This is a genomic window from Allofournierella sp., from assembly GCF_048388525.1.
GTDB lineage: Bacteria > Bacillota > Clostridia > Oscillospirales > Ruminococcaceae > BQOK01.
The window spans coordinates 1-6,222 of the sequence record NZ_DBGCTQ010000023.1 but is presented as its reverse complement, the minus strand read 5'-3'; the positions used below and the strand labels follow the sequence as shown (position 1 = coordinate 6,222).

The following is a 6,222-nucleotide window of genomic DNA, read 5'->3' as shown; positions in this document are numbered from 1 at the left end:
TCTGCCCGGGGATGCGGCTCAAAAGCTGCGGGCGCAATATGTGAGCTTTGACCAGCTGGGGCACTACGACGCGGCGTTTATTACCACCCCCACCCATCTGCATGCCCACGCCATTGCCGAGCTGGCGGGCAAGGCGGACTGTTTTTTCATTGAAAAGCCGATCTTTGAGGGGACCGGCTACGACCTGGAACAGCTGGGCCTTGGCCCGGGGCAAAAGGCGTATGTGGCCGCGCCCATGCGATGGTGCGGGGTCTACCTGGCGCTGAAGGAGCTGCTGGGCAGCCTGCGGCCGTATTCCGCACGGGTGATCTGTTCCTCGTATCTGCCGGGCTGGCGCCCCGGCGTGGATTACCGGCAGGTCTATTCGGCCCACAAGGCCATGGGCGGCGGCGTGACCATTGACCTGATCCACGAGTGGGACTACATGGTGGATCTGTTCGGGCCGCCGCTGGCATGCTATAATTTTAAGGGCACCTATTCCCACCTGGAAATCGACTCGGACGATCTTTCGGTTTACATTGCCCGCTACCCCAATATGCTGGCAGAGATCCATCTGGATTACTTTGGCCGCACCTACCGGCGCAGTATCGAGCTTTTCTGCAGGGACGGCACCGTGACTGCAGACTTTGGCGCGGGCACCCTGACCCTTGCCGACGGCACGGTGGAGCGCCATGAAGAACCGCTGAATCAGCGCTATTTGCGGGAGATGGAATACTTTGTGGACTATGCCCTGCAGGGCCGGGGCGAGAGCGTGAACAGCCCGGGCATGGCGCTGGATGTGCTGCGCCTCACCCTGGGGGAATAACGGCCGAATTTTTAAAAGAGGGGAATCAGCATGGAAAGACTGCTCATTACCATCTGCGGAAGAGCGGGGAGCAAGGGGTTCAAAAATAAGAACCTGAAGACCTTCTGCGGCCGGCCGCTGGTTTACTACAGCCTTGCGGCGGCACAGTTGTTTTTGGAAAAAATGCCGGGTGTGCAGGCGGACATCTGCCTGAACACCGACAGCGAGGCCCTGGCGGCGCTGGTGGCCGAAAAATACCCCGAGGTGGCCTATCTGCCCCGGGAGGCGGCGCTGGGGGGGGACACCGCCCCAAAAATGGCTGTGATCCAGGACAGCCTCGCCCGCATGGAGGCGCGGCAGGGCTGTGCCTACGACTACGTGATGGACCTGGACATCACAAGCCCATTGCGCACCGCCCAGGACATCCGCAATGCCTATGAGCTGAAAAGCGTGAGGCCGGATCTGGATCTGGTTTACAGCGTGACCGAGAGCCGCCGAAACCCCTATTTCAACATGGTGCGCGACTGCGGGGACCACATTGAAAAGGGGATCGAGAACCGCCCCGAGGACGGCACCGGCAGCGGGTCGTATACCGCACGCCAGCAGGCGCCGGTGTTCTACGACGTGAACGCAAGCATCTATGTATACCGGCGCGGCTTTTTGGCGGAGAACACCACAGGGATCATATGGGACGCCAAGACCTATGTGGTGACCATGATGGACACCGGCATCCTGGACATCGACAGTGAAGAGGACTTCAAGCTGATGGAGGTCATTGCCGGCCATCTGTATGCCACCCTGCCGGAATTTGCCGCGGTGCGGCGGGCCGTGCGGGCTTAGAGGGGAGCTTTGGGGATGGACGAGCAGCAGCACGCGCTGGATCTGGTGACCGCGGCGGGGGAACTGATGCTGAAAAACGGCGCGGAGGTGAGCCGCACCCAGCAGACGATGGAGATCATGGCAAAAAGCCTGGGGGTGCAGAACTTCCACGGTTATGTGCTGACGAACGGCCTGTTTACCAGCATCGGCTCGGAAGAGGGGCACCCAGCCCAGATCCGCAGCGTGCCGGCCAGCGAGGTGCATTTGGGGCGGGTGGAGGCGCTGAACGCACTCTCGCGCCATATTGCCCAGGGAAAGGTGGACCTGGAGGGAGCGTACCGGGAGCTGGACCGCATCCGGGCCATGCCCTATGCCCCCAGCCGCCAGCAGGTACTGGCCTGCGGGTTCGGCAGCGCCTGCTTTGCGATCCTGTTCGGCGGGGCCTGGCAGGACGGCCTGGCGGCCCTGGCGGTGGGTCTGGGCCTGCAGGCGGTGCTGCTGGGGTTGGGCCGCTGGGGAACCAACAAGCTGTTCACAAAATTTTTGGGCGCGGCGTTTGTGTCGCTGGCGACCATGCTGCTGTTCCGCATGGGGTTTGGCTGCAACATGGACAAAGCCATCATCGGCGCGCTGATGCCCCTGGTGCCCGGCATGGCGCTGACGATGGGGATCCGGGACCTGCTGGACGCGGATTTTCTTTCCGGGGTGATCCGCATGCTGGACGCGCTGCTGACCGCCGCCTGCATTGCGTGCGGCGCGGGCCTTGTGCTGCTGGCGGCGGCCGGCCTGCCGGGAGGGATCGGGTGATGCTGTTTGAGCTTTTGGTGCAGCTGGCCGCGGCCTTTTTCGGCACCCTGTGCTTTGCGCTGCTGTTCCACGTGCCCCACCGGCACCTGTGGTGCTGCGGCGCCGCGGGCATGACCGGCTGGCTTTTTTACTGGAGCATGATGCAGGCGCAGCCGAGCCCGGTGGCGGCCAGCCTGGTGGCGGTGATCCCGCTGGCGATCCTGACACGGGTGTTTGCGGTGGCGCGCAAGGCGCCGGTGACCCTGTTTTTGATCCCGGGGATCTTCCCGCTGGTGCCCGGCGCGGGCATTTACTACACGGCTTACAGCTTTATCACCGGCGACACGGCGGCCAGCGCCGCCAAGGGGGCCGAGACCTTAAAGATCGCGGTGGCCCTGGCCATGGGCATCGCGGTGGTGATGTCGGTGCCGCTGCGGCCACGGCAGGGCGCGAAAAAGATGAAAAATGAATAGAAAGACCCGCCCGGCGCACAAAATGTGCGCCGGGCGGGTCTTTTGTTTGTGGGCGGACCTTGTTTGCGCCCTGCAGGGGGCCCGGGCGGGGCCGGGTCAAAGGATCACGATCTCGAACCGCGCCTTTTCTGCGATCGCTTCGGCACAGGCTCGCATGGACTCGCTGATGGTGACCTGCTGCAGCGCGGGCAGGGACAAAAGCGGCGTGAGATCTGAAATGGCGGTGCCGCACAGTTCCAGCGTTTTGAGCTGGGTGTGGGCCTCGATCCCCTGCAGCGAAGCGAGGGGCGTGTTGCTCAGCACAAGGTATTCGAGCCCCTGCACCTGCGAGATGTCCGCCAGATCGGAGAAGCCGGAATAGCTGAGCCAGAGCTCGCGCACGCGCATGCCGGCAAGCTGCCGGTAAGAATCGGTCAGGTTGCCCACCCCCAGGCAATCGAGGGCATGGATCTCTGAGAGGAAGGCAGGGTCATATCCGTCGCACAGGCCGAGCTCCAGGCTGAACAGATGGGGAAGCTTGGCCAGGGCCGACGCGTCCGCCAGGGGGTTATGGAACAGGTGGACATAGCGCAGGGAGGCCATGCCGGCCAGGGGCGCGCAGTCGGTGATGTCGTTTTCGCCCAGGGCGAGGCGGGAGAGGTGGGGCAGGGCCGCCAGGGGCGTGAGGTCGGAGATGTGCGCGCCGTAGATGCCGAGGTCGGTGAGGTTTGGAAAGCGCTCGAGGTCGCGCAGATCGCGGACGTCGCTTTTGATCGAGCCGGACATTCCCCACCGGTAAAAGCCGCCGTAAAAGGCGTCGGCATCCGCACAGCACTCGGCGCCGAGAAGGTACAGCGAGGTGACCCGGCGGCAATCCTCGGCCGTAAGGCGGCCGCCCGGGGGCAGGCCCAGCGAAACGAGGGCGGCCTGCTCGATGAGCGGTTCCCGAAAACCGCCGGAGCGCCCGGAGATCCATGCTGTAAACGGGATGGCCGCGGCAAGTGCAAGCAGCGCCGCGGCAGCCGCAAGCCCGCGCGATGCGCGGCGGCGCGGCGGTTTTTGGGGCTTTGCCGACAAAAAAGCTTTTACTTCGTCCACAGACTGAAACCGATCCTGGGGCGCAAACTGGGTGCAGCGCAGGATCGCCTGCTTCAGCGCGCCCTCCGGCAGCGCGGCGGCGCCTGGATCCGTGCCGCCGGTGAGGAGAAAGCAGAGTACCATGCCCAGCGAAAAAATATCCGCCCGGCCGTCTGTTTGGGAAAAACCATACTGCTCGGGCGCGGCGAAATGCCTTGTTCCCATCACAACTGTGTCGGCCTCGCGCCCGGTGTGATAGCTGCGGGAAATTTCAAAATCGATCAGCGCCAGCCCGCCGCCCTCGCGAAGGATAAGATTTTGGGGCTTGATGTCCCGGTGGATGACCGGCGGCGTTTGGCTGTGCAGGCAGGCCAGGGCATCGCAGAGAAGGCAGCCGATGCCGCACACCTGCGGTTCCGAGAGGGGCCCTTTGCGGCAGAGCTCGGCCAAGGTGACGCCGGGCACATACTCCCGCACCACACAGAGCATGGAGCCGGTCTCGAGCTGCTCGAGGTACCGGGGGACGGCCGGGCAGGAGAGGGCGCGAAGCAGCGCGGCCTCGTTGCGGCCCGCCGCGATCCGCTGGCCGGTATAGCATTTGACGACGCAAAGGCTGCCGGAACAGCGCTCCCGCGCGAGCAGCGTTTCCCGCCCTTCGCCTGCGCCGAGGCATTCCAGCAGCTCATAGCGCCCGGTCAGGGGCCCGGGGTAAGCCGCAGCTGAAAAAGCCTGTGCAAATTCATCTTTCAGCATTCTGCGCCTCCCAGAGGGGATAATCCCAGGTCACTTAACAGCAGCTGCGTTTGCACAAGGCTTTCGCCGCGATTGATGCAAAAAAGGATGGCCGCATCCCGCTTGAGCCGCGGATAGAGCGGGCTCTTTTCCGCCGCGCGCAGAAGGCGCTGCGCCTCCGGAACGTTGAGACCGAAGCCAAAGGCGAACTGAAGGACTTTGTCGCGGGAGGGCTCGCGGATGCCCCGGAAGATCTGATGGCCGTAGCTGCGCTCGATATTTGCGCGCTGGATCACGTGTTCCCGAACAAGGCCCTTTTGCCTGCACAGGGCGCAGATGTAAAGGTGGAACGGCTCCGGCTGCATTGCCTGCTCGTTCTGCTGTAAAAAGTGGTCGAAGGACGCGGTCTTGAAAAGCCGCTCCAGCAGAGCGGCGGTGCCGGGAACCATTTCCGGCCGCGTTTGATCTTTCATGGGCAGCCCCCCTTGATGAGCCCATTATAGCGCATCTCTGCGCGCGGTTCAAATAAAACTTCAGGCGTGTGTGCAGCGCGCACACCGATCGGCGGCCGCGGCCTGCTACAATTTAAATTGGGCCGTTCCATGCTTTTAGTTTGAGGTGATTTTGTATGAAAAGAATACGCGGCATCCTTTTTGCAGCCGCCCTGCCGGTTGTTTTTGCCGCCTGCGGCACGCAGCAGCCGCCGGTTCCCGCGGGGAGCGCCGCCCCGCCGGCACAGGCGCAGGCGGCCGAACAGCCCGCACAGAGAGAGACAGCCCGCGCGATCTCCCTGGGGCTGGTACCGCAGGCACTGCAGGCGGACTATTCCGCGCCTGTGCTGGACACCGAGTTGGGGGAGCTTTTGGGGCGGATGATCGCCCTGCGGGACAACGGGGCCGCCGGAGAATGGGCGCGCCTGTGTGAAAACAGCACCGGCCAGGCGGTCGACCGCGCCTGCGGGGCAGTGTACCTGATGTGCGCCGCCGAGGCGCTGGGCGACCTGCGCATGAACGCGCTGTACGATGGCTATTTTACCGAGGGCAACGCGCCCTGGGACCAGGAGACGGCGTACTGCCCTCTCCCTGTGCCGGACGAGGTGATGATCCCGGGGCCGAACGGGACCGACTACGCGGGCGACGCCTATGTGGGGGCGATGCTGTTCAGCTTTAACCGCTGCTCGCGCCTGAGCCACAAGCCGCTGCTGGAGTTCAGCGGGGAGTGGGAGTTCCGGGGCGGCGAGCCGCTGACCCGGGAGGAGGCCATTCTGGCGGCCGTGCGGCTCTACGACTCCTTTGAGGACGAACCGGAGTACATCACGCTGGAGGTGGCTGCGGCGCGCAGCACGATCGGCCGGGAGAGCATCGATCAGGCCCCGGCGCTGCCGGAGCTGAAAGGCGGCGCGCTTCCGCTTTGGAAGGGCGTGGGCTTTACCTGCAAGGCGGAGAGCGACTTTTGGCCGGAGCATTACACCCGGGACTACTACCCGGAGGAATTCCGCTTTGCGGCGGAGGAGGGGTTCGACTTTTTCCGCATGATGGTGAGTTTCACGGCCCTTCAATTCCCCGATTACCC

7 protein-coding genes are annotated in these 6,222 nt (G+C 64.0%); 5 read left to right on the top strand and 2 right to left on the bottom strand.

Translation table 11 applies throughout. The features are described 5' to 3' along the window. The 4 genes from ACMLHZ_RS02015 to ACMLHZ_RS02000 all read left to right on the top strand — a co-directional run. Positions 1-805: gfo/Idh/MocA family oxidoreductase (locus tag ACMLHZ_RS02015; protein WP_418666145.1), on the top strand; the 805-nt coding region annotated here is incomplete at its 5' end. Positions 806-835: 30 nt separating this feature from the next. Next, positions 836-1,624 carry an acylneuraminate cytidylyltransferase family protein gene (locus tag ACMLHZ_RS02010; protein ID WP_418666144.1) on the top strand — a complete coding sequence of 263 codons (789 nt, stop codon included), beginning with the start codon at positions 836-838 and terminating at the stop codon, positions 1,622-1,624. A gap of 15 nt (positions 1,625-1,639) precedes the next feature. After that, complete coding sequence (locus ACMLHZ_RS02005; protein WP_418666143.1) at positions 1,640-2,410, top strand: threonine/serine exporter family protein; 771 nt, start codon at positions 1,640-1,642, stop codon at positions 2,408-2,410. Next, positions 2,410-2,862: a threonine/serine exporter family protein gene (locus ACMLHZ_RS02000; RefSeq protein ID WP_418666142.1), complete on the top strand. Its 453-nt coding sequence runs from the start codon at positions 2,410-2,412 to the stop codon at positions 2,860-2,862. Before ACMLHZ_RS02005 ends, ACMLHZ_RS02000 begins: the two co-directional genes overlap by 1 nt. A gap of 96 nt (positions 2,863-2,958) precedes the next feature. Here ACMLHZ_RS02000 and ACMLHZ_RS01995 read toward each other — a convergent pair whose 3' ends face one another. Together ACMLHZ_RS01995 and ACMLHZ_RS01990 are read right to left on the bottom strand one after the other, a co-directional pair. Further along, positions 2,959-4,671, bottom strand: a complete 1,713-nt coding sequence (locus ACMLHZ_RS01995; RefSeq protein WP_418666141.1) for a protein kinase domain-containing protein — start codon at positions 4,669-4,671, stop codon at positions 2,959-2,961. After that, on the bottom strand, positions 4,665-5,123 hold the full coding sequence (locus ACMLHZ_RS01990; protein WP_418666140.1) for a hypothetical protein: 459 nt from the start codon (positions 5,121-5,123) through the stop codon (positions 4,665-4,667). The genes ACMLHZ_RS01995 and ACMLHZ_RS01990 overlap by 7 nt, the downstream gene beginning before the upstream one ends. A gap of 155 nt (positions 5,124-5,278) precedes the next feature. On the opposite strand from ACMLHZ_RS01990, the gene ACMLHZ_RS01985 reads away from it, so the two are divergent. Continuing rightward, positions 5,279-6,222 (top strand): hypothetical protein (locus tag ACMLHZ_RS01985; protein WP_418666139.1); only part of this gene is annotated, 944 nt, incomplete at its 3' end.